16 protein-coding genes and 1 tRNA gene are annotated in these 24,962 nt (G+C 51.9%); 12 read left to right on the plus strand and 5 right to left on the minus strand.

Features of this window, described 5'->3' with window-relative positions; translation table 11 throughout:
* Positions 1 to 113: 113 nt before the first annotated feature.
* The 3 genes from E7746_RS13810 to E7746_RS13820 are packed head-to-tail and all read left to right on the plus strand — an operon-like array spanning position 114 to position 5,037.
* Positions 114 to 1,727, plus strand: a complete 1,614-nt coding sequence (locus E7746_RS13810; protein ID WP_136411184.1) for a CTP synthase — start codon at positions 114 to 116, stop codon at positions 1,725 to 1,727.
* Positions 1,727 to 3,826, plus strand: a complete 2,100-nt coding sequence (yidC, locus tag E7746_RS13815; RefSeq protein WP_238337251.1) for a membrane protein insertase YidC — start codon at positions 1,727 to 1,729, stop codon at positions 3,824 to 3,826. The genes E7746_RS13810 and yidC overlap by 1 nt, the downstream gene beginning before the upstream one ends.
* 38 nt (positions 3,827 to 3,864) lie before the next feature.
* Entirely contained in the window at positions 3,865 to 5,037 is a 1,173-nt protein-coding gene (locus E7746_RS13820; protein WP_136411185.1) for an iron-containing alcohol dehydrogenase, read from the plus strand.
* Between the two features lie 29 nt (positions 5,038 to 5,066).
* Here E7746_RS13820 and E7746_RS13825 read toward each other — a convergent pair whose 3' ends face one another.
* On the minus strand, positions 5,067 to 5,996 hold the full coding sequence (locus E7746_RS13825) for a hypothetical protein (protein ID WP_136411186.1): 930 nt from the start codon (positions 5,994 to 5,996) through the stop codon (positions 5,067 to 5,069).
* A gap of 116 nt (positions 5,997 to 6,112) precedes the next feature.
* Between E7746_RS13825 and E7746_RS13830 the strand changes: the two genes are divergently transcribed.
* Positions 6,113 to 7,447 (plus strand): right-handed parallel beta-helix repeat-containing protein, encoded by a 1,335-nt coding sequence (locus E7746_RS13830; RefSeq protein ID WP_136411187.1) that lies wholly within the window; start codon positions 6,113 to 6,115, stop codon positions 7,445 to 7,447.
* Positions 7,448 to 7,489: 42 nt separating this feature from the next.
* On the opposite strand, the gene E7746_RS13835 is transcribed toward E7746_RS13830, so the two are convergent.
* Both E7746_RS13835 and E7746_RS13840 read right to left on the minus strand, forming a co-directional pair.
* Entirely contained in the window at positions 7,490 to 7,726 is a 237-nt protein-coding gene (locus E7746_RS13835; RefSeq protein ID WP_123395007.1) for a hypothetical protein, read from the minus strand.
* Between the two features lie 365 nt (positions 7,727 to 8,091).
* A complete protein-coding gene (locus E7746_RS13840; protein ID WP_136411188.1) occupies positions 8,092 to 9,222 on the minus strand; it encodes an IS4 family transposase in 1,131 nt (376 codons plus the stop codon).
* 129 nt (positions 9,223 to 9,351) lie between these two features.
* Here E7746_RS13840 and E7746_RS13845 point away from each other — a divergent pair, with 129 nt between their 5' ends.
* Positions 9,352 to 10,707, plus strand: coding sequence for a nucleoside hydrolase-like domain-containing protein (locus tag E7746_RS13845; RefSeq protein ID WP_136411189.1), 1,356 nt, complete (start codon positions 9,352 to 9,354; stop codon positions 10,705 to 10,707).
* A gap of 39 nt (positions 10,708 to 10,746) precedes the next feature.
* Here the strand turns inward: E7746_RS13845 and E7746_RS13850 are convergent, their stop codons facing one another.
* Entirely contained in the window at positions 10,747 to 11,850 is a 1,104-nt protein-coding gene (locus E7746_RS13850; RefSeq protein WP_136411190.1) for an IS4 family transposase, read from the minus strand.
* A 472-nt stretch (positions 11,851 to 12,322) separates the two neighbouring features.
* Between E7746_RS13850 and E7746_RS13855 the strand changes: the two genes are divergently transcribed.
* Complete coding sequence (locus E7746_RS13855; RefSeq protein ID WP_136411191.1) at positions 12,323 to 15,028, plus strand: sensor histidine kinase; 2,706 nt, start codon at positions 12,323 to 12,325, stop codon at positions 15,026 to 15,028.
* 32 nt (positions 15,029 to 15,060) lie between these two features.
* Positions 15,061 to 15,954 (plus strand): response regulator, encoded by an 894-nt coding sequence (locus E7746_RS13860; RefSeq protein ID WP_136411192.1) that lies wholly within the window; start codon positions 15,061 to 15,063, stop codon positions 15,952 to 15,954.
* Between the two features lie 98 nt (positions 15,955 to 16,052).
* Here E7746_RS13860 and E7746_RS13865 read toward each other — a convergent pair.
* Positions 16,053 to 16,126: transfer RNA gene (locus E7746_RS13865), tRNA-Pro, on the minus strand.
* 250 nt (positions 16,127 to 16,376) lie between these two features.
* On the opposite strand from E7746_RS13865, the gene gyrB reads away from it, so the two are divergent.
* The 5 genes from gyrB (at position 16,377) to E7746_RS13890 (ending at position 24,946) form a co-directional block, all read left to right on the plus strand.
* On the plus strand, positions 16,377 to 18,308 hold the full coding sequence (gyrB, locus tag E7746_RS13870; RefSeq protein ID WP_136411193.1) for a DNA topoisomerase (ATP-hydrolyzing) subunit B: 1,932 nt from the start codon (positions 16,377 to 16,379) through the stop codon (positions 18,306 to 18,308).
* A gap of 63 nt (positions 18,309 to 18,371) precedes the next feature.
* Positions 18,372 to 20,636 carry a ribonuclease R gene (gene rnr, locus E7746_RS13875; protein ID WP_136411194.1) on the plus strand — a complete coding sequence of 755 codons (2,265 nt, stop codon included), beginning with the start codon at positions 18,372 to 18,374 and terminating at the stop codon, positions 20,634 to 20,636.
* Between the two features lie 73 nt (positions 20,637 to 20,709).
* Positions 20,710 to 21,669, plus strand: coding sequence for a DUF5106 domain-containing protein (locus tag E7746_RS13880; RefSeq protein WP_136411195.1), 960 nt, complete (start codon positions 20,710 to 20,712; stop codon positions 21,667 to 21,669).
* A gap of 129 nt (positions 21,670 to 21,798) precedes the next feature.
* Positions 21,799 to 23,115 (plus strand): ribosome biogenesis GTPase Der, encoded by a 1,317-nt coding sequence (der, locus tag E7746_RS13885; protein WP_136411196.1) that lies wholly within the window; start codon positions 21,799 to 21,801, stop codon positions 23,113 to 23,115.
* Between the two features lie 55 nt (positions 23,116 to 23,170).
* Positions 23,171 to 24,946, plus strand: coding sequence for a DEAD/DEAH box helicase (locus tag E7746_RS13890; RefSeq protein WP_136411197.1), 1,776 nt, complete (start codon positions 23,171 to 23,173; stop codon positions 24,944 to 24,946).
* The last annotated feature ends 16 nt before the right edge of the window (positions 24,947 to 24,962 follow it).

The following is a 24,962-nucleotide window of genomic DNA, read 5'->3' on the forward strand; positions in this document are numbered from 1 at the left end:
AGAAAACATTAATAAATATGACGCAGGGTTTCTCGATTGAGGGGTGCCTTTCATTGTTATGTGCATTAAAATCACTAACTTTGCGCTTTAATTTAATATAATAGGACAAAAACGTGGAACCCAAATATATTTTTGTCACCGGCGGCGTGGTTTCTTCCCTTGGTAAGGGAATTATTTCGTCGTCGCTTGCCTGCTTGCTTAAAGCAAGAGGCTTCAGGGTTACGATTCAGAAGTTTGACCCGTACATCAACATCGATCCGGGCACATTGAATCCCTATGAGCACGGCGAGTGTTATGTGACCGTCGACGGTCACGAGGCCGACCTTGACCTCGGACATTACGAGCGGTTTACCAACGTTCCCACTACCCGAGCCAACAATGTCACCACAGGACGCATCTACCAGAGCGTGATCGACAAGGAGCGTCGCGGCGACTATCTCGGCAAGACCGTCCAGATAATTCCCCACATTACCGATGAAATAAAGCGCAACGTAAAGTTGCTCGGAAACACCGGTAATTTCGATTTCATAATAACCGAAATCGGAGGTACGGTGGGCGACATCGAGTCGCTCCCATTCCTTGAAAGCGTGCGTCAGCTGCGCTGGGAGCTTGGTCAGGACTCGCTTTGCATCCATTTGACCTATGTGCCCTACATCCGTGCCGCCAAGGAACTGAAGACAAAGCCCACGCAGCACTCGGTGAAGCAGTTGCAGGAGGTGGGTATACAGCCCGACATCCTCGTGCTGCGTACCGAGAAGGAGATTCCCGCCGACATGCGCCGCAAGATTGCGCAGTTCTGCAACGTGTCGCCCGACGCCGTGATTCAGTCGGTCGACATGCCCACAATCTACGAAGTGCCCCTGCGCATGCATGAGCAGCACCTCGATGAGATTGTGCTTCGCAAGACCGGAGTACCTGTCGAGGGTGAGCCCCACATGGAGCCTTGGCTCAACTTCCTCCGCAAGCTCGACAATGCCGAGGAGGAGGTGACGATAGGTCTTGTGGGCAAGTATGTCGAGCTTCAGGACGCCTACAAGTCGATCAACGAGTCGCTCTTTCAGGCCGCTAGCTATAACGACCACAAGCTCAAGCTCGTGTATATCCACTCCGAGAAGCTCAATGCCGGCAATGTCGACGAGCTTCTGTCGCCGCTCGACGGCGTCATCATTGCGCCGGGATTCGGTCAGCGAGGCATCGAGGGCAAGTTTGTAGCCCTTAAGTGGTGTCGCGAGCACGATGTCCCCACATTCGGCATCTGTCTTGGCATGCAGTGCATGGTCATTGAGTTTGCCCGCGATGTGCTTGGACTGCATGAGGCCAATTCTACCGAGATGAATCCCACCACCCCCGACAATGTAATCGACCTCATGGAGGATCAGAAGACGGTTGTCGACAAGGGAGGCACAATGCGACTCGGAGCCTACGACTGCCGTCTGCAACCCGGTTCGCGAGCCGCCAAGGCTTACGGATGCACCGATGTGAAGGAGCGTCACCGTCATCGCTTTGAATTCAACAACGAATACCGCGAGCGTTTCGAGGCCGCCGGCATGCGGTGTGTGGGCGAAAATCCCGCCACCCGCCTTGTCGAGGTAGTGGAGCTGCCCGACCACCGTTGGTTTATCGGTACGCAGTATCACCCCGAATACTCTTCGACGGTCCTCAACCCCAACCCCCTATTCCTTGACTTTATAAAAGCTGCAATCGCATATAAACACGAAAAGAAATAATGGATAAGAACACAATGTACGGTTTGCTCCTGATGGGAGCTGTCATCCTTGGATTCATGTGGCTCAACCAGCCCGAACCCAAGCCCGACAGCATTGCCCCCGCCGAGCAGATAACCGCAGAACAGGCCGAGGCGATGGCCGATGCACAGCTCGCTTCATCGCTCGACACACTCACTCCGGCCGAAACTTCGATGCTGGCCGCCGCCGTTCACCAGTACGGAACTCCCGACTCGGTGTCAGGCCGCGTAACGATGCAAAATTCAAAGGTGGATCTCGTATCCGACGGATACCTGTTGACCGGCTCGGTCAATGTCGACGGCAAGAGCGTTGACATAGCCGACCTCTCCAATCCCGCCGCTGCGGGGCTTTCACCCGTCATCGCCTCAAAGGCTGTGAAGTTGCTCAAGACGACAACCCGTGAGCTTACACAGTACCAGGGATTTGCACGTTACCTTCAGGGCGACAGCTCTACCGTGCGTCTTGAAAATGAATACATCGCGCTCGACCTCTCCAACAAGGGCGGCGTCATATCGCGTGCTGAGCTCAAGGACTACAAGTCCTATAAGGGCGGCAATGTCGTGGTGTTTGAAGGCGACGACAACGGCTACTCGTTTATCCTCAACTCGGCCGACCGTGAGTTTGACACCCGCAACTTCTTCTTCGAGCCGGTTCAGGAGAGCGACACCACGGTGTTGATGACGCTCAATCTCGGAAGCGGTGCATCGTTTGGAATGCGTTACACCCTTCTCCCCGAAAGCTACGTGGTTAGAATGGAGATTGTGCAGAACGGCATGCAGTCGATTATCCCCTCCAATGTGGCTACAATGGATTTCCTCTGGCATCAGAAGATGATTCGCCAGGAGGAGGGCCGCATGTTTGAGGAGCGTAACTCGGGATTGTACTATATGTATGCCGGAGGCGGTGTCGAAAACCTCAGTGAGTCGTCAAATGACGATGAGGAGGTCAACGAGCGCATCAAGTGGATAGGATTCAAGAATCAGTTCTTCTCGATGGCATTCATCGCCCGAAGCTCGTTCAATAACGCCAATCTCACCTCAACCATACTCACAAAGAGCCAGCCCGGCTACCTGAAGGAGCTTGAGGCCGTTTCGTCGGTCGACTACAACGCCTCCAACCCCATGCCGGCACAGTTTGACATTCTCATCGGCCCCAACCTCTATCCCATGTTGTCGGGACTTGATGACAAGCTGAACGACGGCGAGGATCTTCACTTGACACGACTCATTCCTCTCGGATGGACTCTCTTCCGCTGGATCAACACATGGATTGTGATTCCCGTATTTGACATCCTCGGCAAGTGGTTTACCAACTACGGCGTCATCATCCTGTTGCTCACAATCTTCATCAAGATCATCATCTTCCCCTTCACCTACAAGAGCTACATGTCGCAGGCCAAGATGCGCTTGCTCGCTCCTGAGATAAAGGAAATCAATGAAAAGTATCCCGGTCAGGAGAATGCCATGACCCGTCAGCAAAAGACGATGGAACTTTACTCGCGTGCCGGTGCCAATCCCATGGCGGGCTGTCTGCCCATGTTGCTGCAGATGCCGGTGCTTATCGCCATGTTCACCTTCTTCCCCTCGTGTATCGAGCTGCGCGGCGAGCCATTCCTTTGGGTTAAGGACCTGTCGGCTCCCGATGCCATCATCACCTGGAGCGGCAACATTCCCTTGGTCACCGAGTACTTCGGCAACCACCTGTCGCTGTTCTGTCTTCTCATGACCGTGACCAACATCATCTACACTAAGGTCACGATGCAGAATCAGCCTTCGGGAGCGTCGATGCCCGGCATGAAGTGGATGATGTATCTGATGCCTTTGATGTTCCTTGTCTTCTTCAACAACTACGCCGCAGGTCTTTCCTACTACTACTTCCTGTCGCTGTTGATCACAATCGTGCAGACCTATGTGTTCCGTCACGTTGTAAATGAGGAGAAGATGCGCGCCAAGATGCAGGAAGCATCCAAGAAGCCCCGCAAGAAGTCGGGTTTCATGGCTCGTCTTGAAGAGGCTCAGCGTCAGCAGCAGGCCATGCTCCGCGAGCAGGAGAAGCGTAAAAAGGGTGCCAACCGCCGATAAAGCGGCTCGCCGGTATTATTTAAATTAATTGATGGACTATGAATAATTTCGTGTTCTGGAGCCCGACCAAGTTCGTTTTCGGGCGTGACACCGAAAGCCGCACCGGAGCCTTGGCTCGTGAGTTTGGCGGCCGTAAGGTGCTGCTTGTCTACGGTGGCGGCTCGGTTGTGCGCAGCGGTTTGCTCGACCGGGTTAAGGCATCGCTTTCAGCGAGCGGTATCGAATGGGAGGAGATGGGCGGAATTCAGCCCAATCCCACCGACGACCGCGTTTATGAAGGTATTGAACTGGTGCGCTCGCGGAACATCGATATGCTCATTGCCGTGGGCGGCGGTTCGGTCATCGACACTGCCAAGGGCATCGCATGCGGAGTTCCCTACGAAGGCGACTTCTGGGACTTCTATTGCGGCAAAAAGATAGTGGAGAAGGCTCTCCCCGTGGGTGTCGTGCTCACCATCCCGGCTGCCGGAAGTGAAGGCTCGGGCAACTCGGTCATCACCAAGCGTGACGGACTGATCAAGCTCAGTCTGCGCACCGAAAGCGCCCTTCGCCCCAAGTTTGCGGTGATGAATCCCGAACTCACCTTCACGTTGCCTCCCTATCAGACCGCATGCGGCATCGTCGACATGATGGTCCACATCATGGAGCGTTATTTCACCAATACCCCCGATGTCGAGATTACCGACCGCGTGGCTGAGGGTGTGCTCATCGCGATAATGGAGGAGGCTCCCAAAGTGATGTGCGACCCCGAGAACTATGAGGCGCGCGCCAACATCATGTGGAGCGGCACTCTCGCCCATAACGGAGTGTGCGGCACAGGCCGTGCCGAGGATTGGTCGTCACACTTTATCGAGCATGAGATAAGCGCGATATATAACGTTGCCCACGGAGCCGGACTTGCCGTCGTGGTTCCCGCATGGATGCAGTATGTGGCCGGTGTCAATCCCGTCAAGGTGGCGCAGTTTGCCCGTCGTGTCATGGGCGTTGTGTCGCAGGGCGATGACAAGTCGGTAGCAGCCGAAGGCATCAAGCGTCTTAAGGATTTCTTCATGAGCATAGGTATGCCCGTTACATTCAAGGAGCTCGGCATCGACAATCCCGACATCGAGCGACTTGTTGCAAAGCTTCACGAGCACAAGGGTGAACGCATCGGCGGTTATGTCAAGCTTTCGGCCGATGACACCATAAAGATATATGAGATGATGCAGTGACGCTCAGGTCACGGCACATATACGACTTTTTAGGAGAGCCTGAATGTGTACTTCAATGACGGAGTGCATCCCAGGCTCTCCTTGAATTTACTTAGGCCTTCGTTTACTCCGTCGCAGCTGTCGACAGGCCCGAAGTCGAGCATCCTCGCTCCCTCGGCCTTGTAGTGACGCATAATGTGGAGCGCGAGAAGATTCATGGCTCCCGGATGATGGTGCAGGGGCAGGTCGCCCCAGTTGATAAGCTGCACGATTCCCGGTGCTGCGTGATGCAGCTGGGCGGCGGCTATGTCGATTCCGTCAAAAGTCATTATAAAGAAGTCGCTGTTGGTCACCGGTGCGGTCGCGATGAAGTCGTGCAGCGACATTCGCAGCTCTCGCCCTTTTGCGTTGTGATTGGCAAGTATCAGGTTGTAGTTGCGCGTTATTTCGCTCTCGGTTGCGGGTTGCCTGGTGATAGTGTAGTGTGACATCAACGCTCTACCTATGCTCCACCGCGATTTGGGCGACATCAGGTCTATGGGGTCGAGGTGACGCGTCAGGTCGGCCGCATAGTTGAGGTGGGGCGTTATCTCGATGCCGGGTGTCAACATTAACGAGTAGGCGCATTTTATGGCGGCGTTGTCGCCGTAACATTCGGGGGGCAGCGTCACGACAAGCGACCGCCCCGTCGATTTCGTGAATGAGCAAAGCGACTTGACTGCGTTGTCGATGCATCGGAACGACTGCCGGCGGTTGACCGTCAATCCGCCGAACGGGGCCGACCACGGTGACATGATAGCTCCGTCACGCTCGCCCGCAATCATGCCGCAGCGCAATCTTCCTCCGTCATATAACGCAAGGTATAGCACATCGTCACACTTGCTGCGGTTCAGCTCCGAAAATTGGACTGAATTGTAGATGTGTCCCGGATGTGGGAATGCTCGCCTGTAGCTGTCGGAATCGAGTCGTTGTATATGCATCGTTGGGCTTTTGTCGTCACAATATTACGAAAAATAGTTCATATCCGCAATCTCCCCATGTCGAATAAGCAATATTGGGCGTTGAGTAACGTTGGATTTATGTAGACGCTTACACTATGATAAATCGTTTTCTCAACATATTCCTTATAATTGTGCTTCTTGCCGTTGCGAGCGGTTGCATCGAGGATGGATTCACCGATGATTCATCGGCCCGTCCCGAGTTTTCGGTCGACACCCTCAACCTTGGACTCGCATTCTCGGGCGAGATCACATCCGTCCACAGCTTCAGGGTTTACAATCGTCACGACCGCAATTTGCTCATAAGCCGCATTGCGTTACGTGACGGCAATGAAGCCTACAGGCTGAATGTCGACGGCGTTGCCGGCAAGGAGTTTGCTGATGTCGCCATAAGGCCGCACGACTCCATCTATGTGTTTGTCGACGCGCAGTTCCCTCCTGTGGGACATGACGGCAAGCTGACTGTTAAGTCGCTCCTCGACTTCGAGGTCAACGGCGGTCGCTCCACGGTGGTGCTGAGTGCCGAGTGCATCGATGTGACTGTCGTTCCGGCTTCGGTGCTGTCGGCCGATGCCCTTTGGTCGGGTGCTTATCATGTCATGGGTGATGTGACGGTTGCTTCAGGCGTGACATTGAATCTCGCCGAGGGCACTACACTCTACTTCCACGACAAGGCATCACTCAATGTCGAGGGTGCCGTTGTCGCCGACGGAACTCCCGAAAAGCCGGTTGTGATGTGTGGCGACCGTAACGGAACGATGGTGGGACGCATCCCCTACGACATTGTGCCGGGACAGTGGAGCGGTGTCACTTTCGCAGGCACCGGGAGCCGGTTGTCGCACACTGTTGTGCGCAACACCTCGTCGGGCATTGCCGTGACGGGCGGTGAGATCTCGATGCTTAATTGTGTCGTGCGCAACTCGCGTGAAAGCGTCATCTCCGTTACCGATGCCGAAGTCAAGGCTGTGGGATGTGAATTTGCCGACGCGCCCGGCGGCGTTGTGACGCTCGACGGCCGCGCCCGATTGACGATGAATCACTGCACTGTCGCCAACAGCTACCTTTTTGCTCCCGTGACGGGCGCTCTGCTTGAGCTGAAAGATGACGGAGTGTCATGCCACATAACCAACTCCATCATCTACGGCAACGGCCCGATGATGAACACTAAGTCACCCGACTCGGGTGATATCACGCTACGGCGTTGTCTTGTGGGAGCTGACGGCAGTGACGACGACACATTCATCGACATGATATGGAACTCCGACCCCATGTTCATTACCGACACCGACCGCTATATCTTCGACTATCGCGTCGGCCCCGGCTCTCCTGCCGAGGGAGCGGCCGATGCATCACTTACTTTGCCCGAGGCCGTGCGCGATTTCTACGGCCGCGAGCGAGGCTCAACATCCGACCTCGGCGCCTACCAGCATTGATATGGAATCATTAATATGCTATGATTCCATATCGTTAGAGTGTTACATGCCGGCGTATGATTTTACTGTAGGGCTTTCAACATCGACTCCAAATTCACGGGCACGGGCCATGATGGCGCGTGCAAGCTTCGGCTTCAGGTCATCGGGACAATAACGGAAATAGGCTTCGGCTGCGCGCACGTGTGCCGCATCGGGCATTGGATATTCACGCCTTTCAGGAAGTCCGAACACCTCATCGGGCAGTTCTTTCTTCTCTTCATAACTTAATCGGTCGGTCATAATAATATTGATATTAATAGGTTACTTCTATCTTAAAGTAACATATACGGGAAAGCATCGGTGTGCTTCCCAATCCATTATTATGCTTTATTAACAGTGTCAGTTGCCGTCGGCGCTTATTGCGGCAAGTAACGCCGCCAGTAATAAATATATTTTCATGGGGATATTATGTTGTTCGGTTTGACAAAGTTAAGACCCCGTACCCCAATATTTATTAATACTGGGGCGGTCAAGCGTTATGCAGATGTGTTAGCGCATTGAGGGAGCAATGCGGTTGCATTGTGACCGAAATAAGCGGACGCAGATGCTTGACGATTGGTCGTGGTGGTTGAAACTTCTTCCATGGGAACAAGAGAAATACTCTTTCAAACTGTTAGTATATTTCTTAGATATAAGTATGACAAAAATTTGAACACATCGAATTTCGGCTTGTAGAGCCGTCTTAGAAGAACGTTTGCGATTACTTCCAGACCATACTTGATTAGTGATTTGGCTCTCTTGCCGTGTTTCAATATTCTGATAGCTTTTACATTGATATCCTTATGTTCACCAACAAGATACGCCCACGCCAATGCAATACAGACCATCGCCGTAAGACGAGCGATGCGGTCAATGTCGCGCAGGTGGGTGTCCTCGATGTTGAAGCCGGAGGATTTCATAGCTCTGAAGCATGTCTCAATCTGCCATCGTTGTTTGTAAGTGGCAACGGCCTCTTCGGGGCGGTTATAACAAATCAGAATTTGCAGTTCAGGCACGCCATCGGAGTTTTTCAGCAAGGCTCCGGAAATATAGACATATTCCCCTTTGAGGAGAAACAGCTTGTCGTAGACACGTTCCTGGCCGAGCTTAAGACCGTGAAACAGATGCCACGCCCTGACATCCTGGCAGGATTTGGGATTGCGCAACCAAAAATTCTGTTTAATCCGCAGATAGTATCGGATGCGTCTGTTGTTGAGATATTCGACCCATTCCTTGCCGACAAACTCGCGGTCGGCAACAAGAGAGTCGATACACTCGGCTCCGAACAACCGTATAAATCTATCAATCAGCCGCGTCCGTTCTTTCCAATTGGAATTGCCGCGTTTGTCGAGCATGGTAAAGAGCAGAGGAAAGGCAACACCCTTGTAAGTGACACCAAGCATAAGGATATTGATGTTGACCTCACCGAATTTCCAGTTGGTGCGGTCAAGACTCAGGACCAGTCCTGTCTTGACGGGCAGAAGAGCAAATATCACTTTGGCGATAAGGTCAAGGTTGAGGGCATATCCGGCAAGGAACCTTTGCAGACGGTGCAGGTTGGAATCACGCTCCACACACGTAGGCATTGCAGATGCTATCTTGTGGAGACTGACTGTCTGCACAACGCAAAGTGCCTGAAGAACAAACGCAAGCAATTTTATGCGGGCAAGATTCATTACCGAGCCAAGATGCTCTTGCATAATCGGGACGATTTGATTAACTTTACAATTGTCCCTGATAGTTGTCGTAACTTTCATGGAAAAAGCGGTCAAACTTTTCTTTAAAGTTACTAATTTTCAGGGACTTTTACAAGTAATAACTAATTAAAAAAATCAATCATATAACTGACAAAAATTAATTTTTGTCATCTACTAAAAACATGACATATGAAAAGTCTTGCAATCGCATCGCTCCTGTTATGTGCAGTGGCGATTCCTTTTAAATCAATTGTGGCTAAAGGAATCAAGCCTTTATCACAAAGTGATAAGCAACGGTTGATAGTAACTACCGATCTCGGAGGTACCGACCCAGATGACACACAGTCGATGATCCATCTGCTCGTATGTTCTGACCGAATTGATATTGAGGGCATCATAAGCTCTCAGGTGTGGATGGATGACCCTGACAAGTCCGATAAGATACGGGAAGTATTATCCTGGTATGAAGAAGTCAGACCAAATTTGGCTTGTCACTCAGCCGGATTCCCTGACGCAGATTATCTTAAATCAGTCACGGTGACCGGACAAAAGCACTCCAACATGTCGGGGGTTGGTGACTATATGGATTCTCCGGGGTCTGAGCTGATTATTTCCACCGTTGACAATGAAGAAGACGGTCGTCCGGTCTGGATTGCGGCATGGGGCGGAATGAACACCGTGGCTCAGGCATTGTACAAGGTTAAGAACACGCGAAGCGAAGAAGAATTAAGTAGGTTTATAAATAAAATACGAATCTACGATGTTCTGGGACAGGACGATGCAGGTGCATGGATTGCAAAGAATTCCCCGAACCTTACATACATCAGAAATGTGGAAGTGTACGGATGGGGACCCTCTGACGAGTGGACCAGAGAAAACGTCCAAAACAGAGGAAGTCTCGGTTCTCATTATCCAAATAGGATATGGGCTACCGAGGGGGATTCTCCATCATTCTTCTATGTATATGCAAACGGGCTTAATGTTCCTGAACATGTCGATTATGGAGGTTGGGGAGGACGTTTCGACGTTAAAAAGCAGAGTAATATACGAGGAATGTCATTTATCGAAAAGAGCGGAAAGACTGAAAAACAGTATGATGATTACTACATGACAGGAAGCTCTCCCGAAGGTTGCAATGCCATAAACCGATGGCGTGGTCATATATGGAACAATTTTGCAGCACGAATGCTATGGTCTACCACTGCTGACTTTTCAACCGTCAATCACCATCCTGTAGCAGTGGTAAACGGAGATAAATCTCTAAAATGTATGTATAGAACAGTAAAAGCAGGTGATGACGTAAAACTTGATGCGCAGAAATCGGAAGACCCCGATGGAGATTCAATCTCATATAAATGGGCGATATATCCTGAGCCCGGGACTTATCGTGGTAATGTGACAATACATGAAGAAACACAACCTGTATGCAAGATTGAAGTGCCTCGGGATGCTTCAGGAAAGAACTTCCATGTCATACTCGAAGTCACTGATAACGGAACACCTGCACTGACTGCTTATCGAAGAATTTTGTTTGAGGTGGAGTGATGTAAATATGATTCGCTAAACGAAATCTATAAAATTATTTTAATTACATGACAAAAATTTGAAAACATCGAATTTAGGAGTATAAGCAGGACGCAGAAGTATGGTCGCAATTTCCTCCAAACCATACTTGACAAGCGACTTTGCCTTTCTTCCATGTCTCAGAATCCTTATCGGTTTAATATTTATATCTTTATGTTCACCAACGAGATATGCCCATACGAGAGCCATGCAGACCATCGCGACAAGTCTCGCGATGCGCTCCATATCACGCATATGGGTGTCCTCGATGTTGAAGCCGGAAGATTTCATGGCTCTGAAGGCCGTTTCTATCTCCCAACGCTTTTTGTATGTCAAAATCGCGCCCTCGGGCCGGTTGAAGCATATGAGAATCTGCAATTCCGGAACTCCATCGGAGTTTTTGATTAGGCTGCCGGCAAGATAGACATACTCGCCTTTGTGAAGAAAAAGCTTATGGAAGAATTTCTCCTGACCGACCTTCAGATCATTGAACAGCCACCAGGCGCGGATTCTCTCACCGGTGGATGGCTTGACAATCCAGAAGTTCTGACGTATCCGGATGTAATACCGTATGCGACGGCTGTTGAGCCACCCTGTCCATTCCTTTCCGATGAACTCGCGGTCTGCCACAAGACAGTCGATGCATTCCGCTCCGAAAAGACGGATAAAACGTTCCATAATCTTCCTGCGTTCGTTCCAGTTGGAGTTGCCACGTTTAGGGAGAAGACTGAATATCAAGGGGAAGGCAATCCCTTTATAGGTGATGCCCAACATAAGAATATTGATATTGAACTCTCCGAACTTCCAGTTGGTGCGATCCATGCTGAGCACAAGACCGGTCTTGACAGGAAGCAGCGAGAAAATCATACGCGCTATGATGTCAAGGTCAAGAACATACTTGGCAAAGAATCTTTGGAGCCGTCTGAGGTTGGAATCCTTGTCGACAGCCGTAGGCATCGCGTCAGCCAGTTTGTGGAGGCTGACAGTCTGCACAACACAGAGTGCGTGGAGCAGCAGCGGCATAAGTTTTATGCGTGCCAGATTCATACTTTGTCCAAAGTGCTCTTGCATAATCGGGAGGATTTGGTTAACTTTGACCAAGTACTTGGAATTAGTAGTTTTCATGGAGAAAAGTCGCCAAACTTTTCCTTTAAATTACTAAATTTCAGGGACTTTTGCAAATTTAATCACTTGAAAATTAAATGTTTAACAGCATAAATTTAAATTTTGTCATCTACTAAATTCTTAGATATATAACTGATTTATCGAAACATTTATTGCGTCGGTGCTTGGAAGTTACCTATGCATCGCATATCTTCGGCGCTTTTTGCCTTGCTCTTCAGTCACGTAGCTACGGCTACGCTCCTTCATCACAAGACAAAAATCACTCGAAGGTCTGCGACCCCAGTGTTAATAAATATTGAGGACGGGGTCTAAGATTTTTTGTGATTTGAAAATTGCAAGACGAAAAAATACATATCTTTGTACTTGGTGAATGTGGCGATACGGGTTGTAATTTGTAATCAGGTGTCCCGAATTATTGCATTTATGGCTGGTCGCCGATTTTTAAACCGCTAAATATTCATGGACTCACATTATGATTAAAAAAATTGTATTGTTGATAGGAATGTGTCTGTTGTCGCTTCAGTTATTCGCGCTTGAAGGCAAACGGCTGCTTATCCTTAATTCCTATAATGAAGGTGCGCCATGGGCGCAGGAAATTATAAATCCTATAATGCGTGAGGTGTCCAATCGCGACGGCTTTCAGGCCGTGGAGGTGGTGCATCTCAACAGCACCCTGATTCATAACGACAAGGACTTCGACAATATGTCGCGAGGCATATTCGACCGTTTTGTCGACCGTAAGCCCGACTACCTGGTGCTTGTGGGCGACTTTGCGTTCACGCTGCGCGACAGCATAGTCGAGCGATGGGGCGATGTGCCCATGTTGCTTGTGGTCCAGTCGGAGCAATACGGAATGCGCGACTACTACTACACCTACATCGATGAGAATGAGGAGATGAATCCCGACCGGCTCTATCCGCTTGAGTCGATTCACGACGACTACAACTTCTCGATAGTGGTGACCCCCAATCTTTACAAGGAAACGGTCGACATGATGGCCTATATGTTCCCCGACATGAACAAGCTTGTATTTGTGGCCGATGCACTCTACCAGAACAGGCAACTGAATCAACAGCTGCGTGAATACCTGTCGAAGGAGTACCCCGACATGGACTATGAATGGCTCGTGGCCAACGAGGAGAACAGCCGCGCCTTGCAGCAGTATCTCAACAATACCGACCATAACATAGGAATGTTGTTGTCGACATGGTTCTTTGAACGAATGACCGTGCACGGACATCCGCAGCTGATTGCCGGAGAAGCGAGGATGATATCGGGTGCCCACCGACCGGTGTTCGGACTGCGTGCCGCCTATCTCAACTACGGAATAACGGGCGGATATTTCCCGTCGCCCGACGAGATGCAGAAGAAGATTCATGCCGGACTGCTTGACCTTATATCGGGCAAGGACATGAGAAAGGTGCCGTTCAGGAAGGTGGCCGACTCCTATCCGATTGTCAACTACAACCACCTGATGCGTGACGGCATTCCCGAAAGCTCGTGTCAGCCCGGCACCGTGTTCATGAATCGCCCCAAGAGCGCATGGGAGTTATATCACACCTACATAATCGCGGGCGGAATCGTGCTGCTGGCGATTATGGCCGTGATCGTGGCGAGGGTTATGTTCCAGAACCGCAGGATTGCGATGTTGCGCGCTCACGAGCGACTGCTCAACAACATGCCGGTGGGATTTTCGCAGGCAAAGGTAGTGCGTGGCAATGACGGCAATGTCGTCGACATCGAATATCACGGCGGCAACGCTATGTTCAGGGAGCTGCTGAAGAAGAACGCTTTGCCGGGAAAGCCCGACAAGCTCTTTGACGCTGACTTCATCGCCAAGATTGTGGATCGGCTTCTGCACCGCCGCCGATCAGTGCGCTTTTCCTACAATTTCCCCTATACCGATGCCACCTACGAGTTTCTGATAAGCATAGGCAGCGAAGTCAACAAGGTGGTGGATGATGTAAACGTGTTTGCCGTCGACATAACCGAAAAATGCAACGCCGAGCGTGATCTGCGGGAATTTGCCCACAAGCTCGATGTGACGATGAACGTAGCCCACATAATACCTTGGCGCTGGGACATACGCAAGCACAAAATCATGTGCGAGGCCATGAGAATGCTTCGCCGAAGCCACTACAACGTTACGGCCATGGCCGAGGATGTTAGAGTGATAAACGAGGAGGATTATCTGAGTTGCATACATCCCGACGACATGGAGCGCGTGTGCGATGTCTATCGCCGCTTTGTCGAAGGTCGGTTGGAGTATATCAAGATGGAGTATCGCTTTATACGCAGGAAGCCGAAGTGTGACATGGTTGAGTGGATTGAGGTGTGTGCCGCCGTGACCGAGCGCGACGACAACGGAATGCCCACGGTGCTGATAGGGTCGATGCTGCTGATTACCGAGCGCAAACGCCAGGAGGAGATGCTTATTGCGGCGCGTGAAAGGGCTGCCGAGGCCGACAAGCTGAAGATGGCCTTCCTTGCCAACATGAGCCACGAGATACGCACGCCGCTGAATGCCATTGTGGGATTCTCCAACTTGCTCGCCAAGACTGTCGATGTCGACAAGAAGCAGCGGTTTATCAACATTATAAACAAGAACAATCAGCTGCTTCTCAAGCTTATTGGCGATGTGCTGGATATGGCCAAGGTTGAGTCCAACACTCTCGACTTCAACTTCCGTCCCACCGACCTGAATCATCTGATACAGGAGGTCGACAGCACAATGCGTATCAAGCTCAGCAACGATGTGATGCTGAACTATGTGCTCGGAGCTCCCGACTGCATAATCGACACCGACCCCGACCGTCTTAATCAGGTGCTGATGAATCTGCTTAACAATGCGGCGAAGTTCACCACCAAGGGTAGCATAACATTCGGATATGAACTGCGTGACGATGAGATATATTTCTATGTGCGTGACACCGGAATAGGCATTCCCGACCAGGATGCCGAGCGGCTCTTCTCGCGCTTCACCAAGCTCAACAACTTCATTCCCGGCACCGGACTCGGACTGTCGATAAGCAAGAGCATCGTCGAGATGCTCGGAGGCAGCATCGGGGTGAAGTCGGCCGGACATAACCGAGGCTCGATTTTCTGGTTCACGATTCCCAACAAGCAGGTTTCGGCAATGTCGGAAATAAATGAAATCTATTTTAGAGAAGTAAATTAGCAACCAAAACGTATATAAAGCACAATACAATTATGTCATTTGAATTTGATTCAAAGCCGGCTAAAGTGGAGGTCGATGTGAACGAGTTCATAATGTCGATTGCCGGCGCGGCTGGCAAGAGTGTGCCTTCGCGCACAATTCTGAATCACGTGCTCGGAGCCATGAAGTGTAAAGTCAACACCGACCCCGAACTGCTGTCGCAGGTCATGTTCAATCTTCTCGACAATGCCTGCAAGTTTACCTCGCGGGGCAGCATAACATTTGGCTACGAGATGCTGCCTGATGCGGTATGTTTCTTTGTAAGGGATACCGGCGCGGGAATATCGGCCGAAAGGCAGATGACGCTGTTTGACCCGACCGACGGCAACAGGCACGGGCTCGCCCTCTGCAAGGACATTGTCGAGTCGCTGCACGGAGAAATAGGGGTGGAGTCGGACGGAGAGGGAAAAGGCTCTCAATTCTGGTTCACGCTTCCTGTCGAGGCTGATGAAGATGACAATGAGGAGGCTGAGCAGCGTGATGTCACGCCCACGCCCGTTTTCGAGAAGCCGCTCGACGCAAGTAGGCCCACAATCCTTGTCGCCGAGGATAACGACAGCAACTACTTCCTTGTGTCATCGATACTTGAGGATGAGTACAACCTCATCCATGCACATAACGGCAATGAGGCCGTAGAGCTTTTCGCTGAATACAATCCGCATCTTGTGCTGATGGATATAAGCATGCCCGATATGGACGGATATGAAGCTACATCCATTATACGGTGCAGCAACACCGATGTGCCGATAATCGCCGTAACGGCCTATGCATTCCAGGCCGACCGCCTGCGAATAATGGATAGCGGCTTCAACGGATACATTTCCAAGCCCATTGACGCCGACCACCTCATGACGGAGATCGCCCGCCTTCTTAACAACGGCCGATAGCGGCCGGCGGGCACTGCCCGTGGGCGGGGCTGTGTTGGGCGGCGGGTATAAAGAATGAGGGCGTCAGAATTGATTCTGACGCCCTCGCTTGCTTATTGTCGGGGTGACTAGACTCGAACTAGCGACCTCACGCCCCCCAGACGCGTACTCTAACCAACTGAGCTACACCCCGATTTCTGAAAAGCGATGCAAAGATACTCACTATTTTTTTACGATGCAAGAAAACGGCCGTGAATCTGTCTAATTTTACTTATTTTAACAGTTGGAGGCCCTTTGTGACGCTTAATTGCGGGTGTAAAAAAGATTTGTATATAACGCGTTTTTTTTGTAATTTTGTTTGCCCTTTTAGGGCGTTTGACTACGCATTCAGCGTTTGCGTAAAATATTGTAATTCAAGAAATAAAATCTACAATAATAAATTTATGTCAGAACAAAGAGAAGAGTACGGTGCAAGTAGCATCCAGGTCCTTGAAGGTCTTGAGGCTGTGCGTAAGCGCCCGGCGATGTACATCGGAGATATCAGCGTTAAGGGTCTGCATCATTTGGTGTACGAGGTCGTGGACAATTCAATTGACGAGGCTCTTGCAGGTTATGCCACACACATTGACGTCACAATCAACGAAGATAATTCAATAACGGTTATCGATAACGGTCGAGGCATACCCGTCGACATGCACGAGAAGGAGCACAAGAGCGCTCTTGAGGTCGTGCTCACCGTGCTTCATGCGGGAGGTAAGTTTGACAAAGGTTCCTATAAGGTTTCGGGCGGTCTGCACGGCGTGGGCGTGAGCTGCGTTAACGCACTCTCGACCTATCTGCGCGCCGAGGTGCATCGCGACGGAAAGGCATACATGCAGGAGTATTCATGCGGAAAGCCCATCACCGAGCTGAAGATAATCGGCGACAGCACCCACACCGGTACAAGCATAACATTCAAGCCCGACGACAGCATATTCACCGTTACGGTCTATGACTACAACACCCTGGCCAATCGTCTTCGCGACCTCGCCTTCCTTAACGCCGGCATCACGCTGACTCTTACCGACAAGCGTCAGGTCGACGAAAACGGCGAGTACAAGAAGGAGGTATTCTACAGCGAAACCGGTCTTGAGGAGTTTGTACAGTACATCGATTCAAGCAAGGAGTCGCTGATAAATGATGTCATACACCTCACAACCGAGCGTCAGGGCATCCCCGTAGAGGTGGCATTGACCTACAACACCACCTACAACGAAAATGTATATTCATTTGTCAACAACATCAACACCATAGAGGGCGGCACCCACTTGACCGGATTCCGTCGCGGACTCACTTCGACCCTCAAGAAGTATGCCGAGGACAGCAAGATGCTCGACAAGGTTAAAATCGACATCTCAAGCGATGACTTCCGCGAGGGCCTTACAGCCGTAGTGTCGGTAAAGGTGATGGAGCCCCAGTTTGAGGGCCAGACCAAGACCAAGCTCGGCAACAACGAGGTGATAGGAGCCGTACAGACCGCCGTGAGCGATGCACTGCGCATCTATCTCGAGGAGCATCCCCGTCAGGCCAAGCTGATTGTCGACAAGGTGATACTTGCAGCCACCGCCCGTCACGCCGCCTATAACGCACGAAAGAACGTGCAGCGCAAGTCGCCGCTTTGTGGCGGAGGCCTTCCCGGTAAGCTCGCCGACTGCTCGTCGCGCACAGCCGAGGATTGCGAACTCTTCATCGTCGAGGGAGATTCGGCAGGCGGTACAGCCAAGCAGGGCCGCGACCGCACCTATCAGGCCATCCTGCCCTTGCGCGGTAAGATCCTGAATGTCGAAAAGGCTATGGACCACAAGATATTCGACAACAAGGAAATCACCAGCCTGTTCCGCGCCATGCGCGTCACCATAGGCACCGAGGAGGATTCCAAGGCCGTGAATCTTGAAAAGCTGGCCTACCACAAGATTATAATCATGACCGATGCCGATGTCGACGGAAGCCACATCGCCACACTGCTCATGACATTCTTCTTCCGCCGCATGCGCCCCGTGATAGAGAACGGTTATCTCTATCTTGCAACGCCGCCGTTGTACAAGTGTACGCGAGGCAAGGTCGAGGAGTATTGCTGGACCGATCAGCAGGTGCAGGCATTCATCGCCGCCAATGGCGACAAGACCAAGGTGATGCGATACAAAGGTCTTGGTGAGATGAGTGCGCAGGAGTTGCGTGACACTACCATGGCCCGCGAGCACCGACTGCTGAAGCAGGTGACGATAAACGACGCCGCCGAAGCCGACCGTATTTTCTCAATGCTGATGGGCGAGGATGTTCCGCCGCGCCGCGATTTCATTGAGGAGAACGCCAACTATGCCAACATTGACGCATAGTCGAGCGTTACTTATTTGTAAAAATTGACATTGGACACTAACTAAAATTCATCTATATTAATTATGGCTACAGCACCAAAGCACACCCGACGCAAAGTTACGCGTGAACTATACGCGATGATTGATGATTTTATCGACAATCAGGGTAACAAGACATTCAACTACAAGCAGGTGTCGCATGCTCTCGGGGTCGACACCCCACAGGCACAGAAAGCTGTAGCCATGCGCCTTGCCGAGCTGGAGTTTGACGGCGAGCTGATTGAGGTAACTCCCGGTAAATACAAGGCCCCCAACCGGGGCAATGTGGCTACCGGAGTATTCACCCGACGCAGCAACGGCAAGAACACCGTGATTCTCGACGGCGACGAAGAGGGCATATTTGTGGCCGAGCGCAACTCGATGCACGCTCTTAACGGCGACAAGGTTAAGGTGCTTGTCGCTGCCCGACGCAAAGGCGTGGAGCCCGAGTGCAAGGTACTCGAGATTATCGAGAAGAACGATCAGGTGTTCATTGGCGCACTCACTGTCGAGCGTCACTACGGAACTCTGTCGACCGACTCCAAGTTCCTGGCAACCGACATCTTAATTCCGCGCGGAAAGCTGAAAGGCGGCAAGACCGGCGACAAGGCCATTGTGCGCATAACCGAATGGCCCGACGATGCAAAGAACCCTCACGGCGAGGTGGTTGACATCCTTGGCCGCAACGGCGAGAACAACGCCGAGATGCACGCCATATTGGCCGAATTCGGACTCCCTTACAACTATCCCGAGCAGGTGGAACGTGCTGCCGAGAAAATCGACGCCGGCATAACCCCGGCCGAGATTGCCCGCCGAGTCGACATGCGCGATGTGACCACATTCACCATCGACCCGCGTGACGCAAAGGACTTTGACGACGCGCTTTCGCTGCGCCGACTGCCCAACGGAAATTGGGAAGCCGGAGTGCACATTGCCGATGTGACGCATTATGTGCGTCCCGAGAGTGCTCTCGACAAGGAGGCTCAGAAACGTGCCACCTCGGTCTATCTTGTTGACCGCGTGGTGCCCATGCTTCCCGAACACCTCAGTAACGGAATATGCTCGCTGCGCCCCGACGAGGAGAAGCTCACCTTCTCCTGCGTGTTTGAGATGGACGGTGACGCAAATGTAATAAAGAGCTCGATCTGCCGCACGGTAATCAAGTCAAACCGCCGATTCACCTATGAGGAGGCTCAGGAGATAATCGAAACGGGCACAGGCGACTATGCCGAGGAGATACTCGAGCTTGACAAACTCGCCAAGATTCTGCGCCGCCGCCGTTACGAAAACGGTTCGGTGGAATTTGACCGCGAGGAGGTGCGATTTGACATTGACGAAAACGGTCACCCGGTCGATGTGTTCTTCAAGGTGTCGAAAGACTCCAACAAGCTTATCGAGGAGTTCATGCTGCTTGCCAACCGCACTGTGGCCCAGCGCATAGGCCAGCCCAAGGATAAGAAGAAGCCCAAGGCATTTGTCTACCGTGTGCATGACAAACCCGACGACATGAAGCTTGTCGACCTTGCCGCCATAGCCCGCAACTTCGGATACAAGATAAAGACCTCGGGCACCGCCAAGGAGATCAACAAGTCAATCAACAAGATGCTTGTCGACATAAAGGGCAAGGGCGAGGAGAATCTGCTTTCGGTTCTTGCCATACGCTCAATGGCGAAAGCCGTCTACTCGACCGACAACATAGGCCACTACGGACTCGGATTTGACTACTACACCCACTTCACATCGCCCATACGCCGCTATCCCGACATGATGGTTCACCGCCTGCTTGAGAAGTATCTTGACGGAGGACGCAGTGTCAATCAGCCCAAGCTTGAAGAGCAGTGCAAGCATTCAAGCGACATGGAGCAACTTGCCGCCAACGCCGAGCGAGCTTCGATAAAGTACAAGCAGGTTGAATATCTTGCCGACCGACTCGGCGAGATGTACGACGGCGTCATTTCGGGTGTTACCGAGTGGGGCCTCTATGTGGAGCTGAACGAAAACAAGTGCGAGGGTCTTGTCCCCATTCGTGACCTGGCCGATGACTACTACGACTTTGACGAGCGCAACTACTGCCTTGTGGGCCGACGCACCAAGACCCGTTATCGCCTTGGCGATGAGGTGAAAGTGCAGGTGGCGCGTGCCAATGTGGAGCGCAAGATGGTCGACTTCGCGCTTGTCGACGACAAGGGACGCCCTGCTGCCGATGACAATGTCGGAAATAATGTGACGGCAAAGGAGGCGTTGGGCAACAGCGACAAGCTCAAGAAGGGACCGCGCCGCGCCAAGCAGCAACGCACCCGTCGCCGCTGATCGGGCCGCAACCGGAAGTTGACGCTTCGCGCCTGTCATTAAAAATTGGATTCACTATTAAATTTATACAACTATGAGATTTCTGATAGCCGTAATGTCGATTGTAATGTTTGTGTTTGCGGCGTGTGCCAACGGAGGCCATGCTACAAATGCAGTCAAGGCCGAATCCTCGCCGGTGTCGACGGTTCCGGCTGTCGAGGAGCTGCCTTTGCCTTCGGTGCCCTCCACGTTGACGGCCCCCGAGGAGCGTGCCGCCTATATAGTGTCGCATTTTTGGGACGCTATGGATTTCGGCGACACGATACGCAGCCACAATCAGGATTTCATGGAGCAGAACTTTGCCAACTACGCGAGCCTGTTCCCCTATACCGACAACGCCGTGCTGGCAACCTGTGTCAGCGACCTGCTGCGTAAGGCGCAGGCCGACGAGGGGGCCTACAATCTGCTTGCCGACATAGCCGACAAGTACCTCTACGACCCCGAGTCGCCTATGCTCAATGAGGAGTATTACATCCTGTTTCTGGATGCGATAACCGGTTCCGACTACATGGACAAGACGCGTCGTTCAAAGTATGCCTATCAGCTTGAGGACGCATCCAAGAACCGTCGGGGACACAAGGCCACCGATTTTGAGTTTGTCGACAGCAAGGGCCGCAAGTCGACGCTGTATGCCGATGCCGACGGCCACAGTTACAGGCTTGTGATTTTTTACGATCCCGAGTGCGAGCATTGCGAGGAAACGATTGAGTTCCTGAAAGGAAATCAGTCGTTGAAAAATGCCGTCGCCGACGGAAAGATGAAGGTAATCGCCGTGTATGCCGATGGCGACGAATCGGTTTGGGAGGGTGCCAAGGACTCTCTGCCGGCCGAGTGGACCAACTCCTATTCACCCGACGGAGCCATTGAGGGCGAGGAACTTTACGTGTTGAGAGCCATGCCTACGCTCTATGTCATCGCTCCCGACAACACCGTTGCGCTGAAGGACCCGTCGGACCGCATGGTTGTCCAATTCATTGAAGAGGCATTAAAGTAGGCGGAGAGAAACAATCACCTGTCGCCGTTGTTTATAATTTGACATTAAGTCGTTGCACGGCAACAAAATGCGTGAGCATTGCCGTTATGTGGCTTAAAAATGTTAAATTTGCATTTTAAAATTATTAATATGGGAAGACTTGTAGCTATCGTAGGACGCCCCAATGTGGGTAAATCAACCCTTTTCAACCGCCTTACACAGACTCGTACCGCGATTGTAAACGACACCGCCGGTACCACGCGTGACCGGCAGTATGGCAAGGTCGACTGGTGCGGTAAGGAATTTTCAATTGTCGACACCGGCGGATGGGTGGTCAACTCCGACGATATCTTTGAAAGCGAGATAAACAAGCAGGTACACCTTGCAATCGAGGAGGCCGATGTGATATTGTTTGTCGTGGACGCCATGAATGGTGTTACCGACCTTGACGACCATGTGGCCGAAATATTGCGACGCTCCAAGAAGCCGGTGATACTTGTTGCCAACAAGGTCGATTCCAACGACTGGCTCTACAATGTGCCTGAGTTCTATTCGCTCGGCCTCGGAGAACCATATCCCGTGTCGGCTTCCAACGGCTCGGGCACAGGCGACTTGCTTGATGAGGTGGTGAAGGATCTTCCCGAAGAGGACGACACCGAGGAGCAGCTTGAGCGCATACCGCGTTTTGCCATCGTTGGCCGTCCCAACGCCGGAAAGTCGTCGATAATCAATTCGTTCATCGGCGAGGACCGCAATATAGTTACCGATATCGCCGGCACGACCCGCGATTCGATATATACGCGATACAACAAGTTCGGCTTCGACTTCTATCTTGTCGACACCGCCGGAATACGCAAGAAAACCAAGGTAAACGAGGACATCGAGTACTACTCGGTGATACGCTCCATACGCGCCATCGAGGCATCGGATGTGTGCATCCTCATGATTGACGCCACTCGAGGCATCGAAAGCCAGGATGTGAGCATCTTCTCGCTGATTCAGCGCAACAAGAAGGGACTTGTGGTGTGTGTCAACAAGTGGGACCTCGTCGAGGACAAGTCGCAGAAGGCGATTGACTTCTTTGCCAATGCCATAAGGCAGCGCTTCGCCCCGTTCACCGATTTCCCGATAATATTCGGTTCGGCCCTGACCAAGCAGCGCATATACAAGGTGATCGAAACCGCGGTCGATGTCTACAAGAACCGCGAGCGCGTCATCCCCACCTCGCAGCTCAATGTCTACATGCAGGAGGTGATAGGCGCTTATCCTCCACCTGCCAACAAGGGAAAATATATCAAAATCAAGTATGTTACAATGCTGAAGGATTCGGTGATTCCCACATTTGTATTCTTCTGCAATCTTCCGCAATGGGTCAAGGATCCCTATCGGCGCTATCTTGAGAATAAGATAAGGGAGAAGTGGGACTTCAGCGGTACGCCCATTAACATATTCATGCGCGAGAAATAGCGTGACATGAACATTCCTACATAACGCGTTTACTGTAATTTAAGAGAACTGAACAATGAAGACATTTGAAGAATTGGGCGTACGTGACGACTTGCGCAAAGCCATCGAGGAGCTCGGATTTGAGAATCCAATGCCGGTGCAGGAGAAAGTGATTCCCCACCTGCTGAATGAGGATGGCGATGTGGTTGCGCTTGCGCAGACCGGAACGGGAAAAACCGCAGCTTTCGGACTGCCGGTGCTCCAGCGCATCGACATATCGCACAATGTGCCCCAGGCGCTGATCATAGCTCCCACACGCGAGCTGTGCCTGCAGATAGGCAGTGACCTGGCCGACTTTTCCAAATACATCCCCCGTCTTGAGGTGCTTCCCGTCTACGGCGGCTCAAGCATCGAGAGCCAGATACGCAGCCTTAAGCGTGGAGTGCACGTGATAGTGGCTACGCCGGGCCGACTCATCGACCTCATAAACCGTGGCGTGGTGAAGCTCGACGATGTGCACACCGTGATTCTTGACGAGGCCGACGAGATGCTCAACATGGGCTTTGTCGACGACATAAACGACATCCTGAGCCATGTGCCCGAAAACCGCAAGATGCTCCTCTTCTCGGCTACAATGCCGCAGGAGATTGCTAAAATCGCGGCCAAGTACATGCACAACCCCCAGGAGTTTGTGATAGGCACCAAGAACGAAGGCGCCGAGAACGTAAAGCATGTCTACTACATGGTGAATGCCCGCGACAAGTATCTCGCGCTTAAGCGTATAGCCGACGACAATCCCAACATATACGGAATCGTATTCTGCCGTACCCGCAAGGAAACCCAGGAGGTGGCCGACTGGCTGATTCAGGACGGATATAACGCCGACTCGCTGCACGGTGAGTTGTCGCAGACCCAGCGCGATGTTGTGATGAAGAAATTCCGAGACCACGTGCTGAAGCTCCTTGTTGCCACCGATGTTGCGGCGCGCGGCCTTGATGTGAGCAACCTCACCCATGTCATAAACTACGGCTTGCCCGACGACATTGCCACCTACACCCATCGCTCGGGCCGTACGGGCCGAGCCGGCAAAACGGGTGTGTCAATCGCCATTATCCACTCTCGCGAGCGCAACAAGTTGCGTGAGATTGAGAAGCGCATCGGAAAGACTTTTGAGCGCAAGGAGGTGCCCACACCTGCCCACATCATCGAGAAGCAGCTTTACAATCTCGCCGACAGGCTTGAGCGCGTGAAGGTTGACGATGATGAAATTGCAAAATATCTGCCCGGAGTGAGCCGTAAGCTCGGATGGCTGTCGCAGGAGGACTTGCTGAAGCGCGTCGTTTCGCTGGAGTTCAACCGTCTTCTTGAATATTACAAGGACGCTCCTGCAATTGACTATATCGATGAAAAGCCGTCAAAGAAGGAGCGCAAGGAGTTGTCAAAGCCCCGCACCGCCGAGGAGAAGGATCGCCGCACGGCCGACCGTGGCATGGCCCGAATATATGTCAACGCCGGAAAGAGCGACGGATTCTATGCCGGAAATCTCATCGACATACTCAACCATTCGGTGCCCGGACCGCGCATCGATGTGGGACGAATCGACCTGATGCCCGGTTACTCGCTGTTTGATGTCAAGAAGAACGATGCCCGCAGGGTGGTCGAGGCTTTGAACCACATCGACTTTGTGGGTCATAAGCTCTATGCCGAGATTGCCGATCCCGAAAAGGACTATTCGCGTGCAGCCACTCGTCGCAAGCGTGAGGCGGCATCGGCAGGCTCGGGCAAGCAGGCCAACGGCAACTTTGACAAGTTCATAAATAAGAAGGGGCGAAAAGGCTCACACAAGAAATAATAATCTCTCACTCATT

It is taken from the genome of Muribaculum gordoncarteri, assembly GCF_004803695.1.
Taxonomy (GTDB): Bacteria; Bacteroidota; Bacteroidia; order Bacteroidales; family Muribaculaceae; genus Muribaculum; species Muribaculum gordoncarteri.